General features: G+C 70.8%; 1 protein-coding gene. It reads right to left on the bottom strand.

The annotated features are described in order from the left end of the window. A partial coding sequence (locus QSK36_RS43120) for an HAD-IC family P-type ATPase (protein WP_285786451.1) occupies positions 1-431 on the bottom strand: 431 nt, incomplete at its 5' end.

The raw sequence follows: 431 nt of genomic DNA, 5'->3' as shown, positions 1-431 counted from the left end.
TCAGCGGAAGCGGCGGAGTCTGAGACTGTTGCTGACGACGAAGACGCTGGAGAACGCCATCGCCGCGCCGGCGATCATGGGGTTGAGCAGGCCCGCGGCGGCCAGCGGCAGGGCCGCGACGTTGTAGGCGAACGCCCAGAACAGGTTGCCCTTGATCGTGCGCAGCGTGCGCCGTGACAGCCGGATCGCGTCGGCCGCCACCCGCAGATCACCCCGCACCAGGGTCAGATCGGCCGCCTCGATCGCCACGTCGGTGCCGGTGCCCATGGCCAGCCCCAGATCGGCCTGGGCCAGCGCCGCGGCGTCGTTGACCCCGTCACCGACCATCGCCACGGTCTTGCCCTCGGCCTGCAGCCGTTTGACCACATCGACCTTGTCGGCCGGCAGCACCTCGGCGATCACCTCCTCGATGCCGACCTGGGCGGCGACCG

This window comes from Microbispora sp. NBRC 16548 (assembly GCF_030268985.1).
In the GTDB taxonomy this organism is placed as follows: domain Bacteria; phylum Actinomycetota; class Actinomycetes; order Streptosporangiales; family Streptosporangiaceae; genus Microbispora; species Microbispora catharanthi.
The sequence above is the reverse complement of the archived record's forward strand: the minus strand, read 5'-3'. Positions and strand labels throughout refer to the sequence as shown.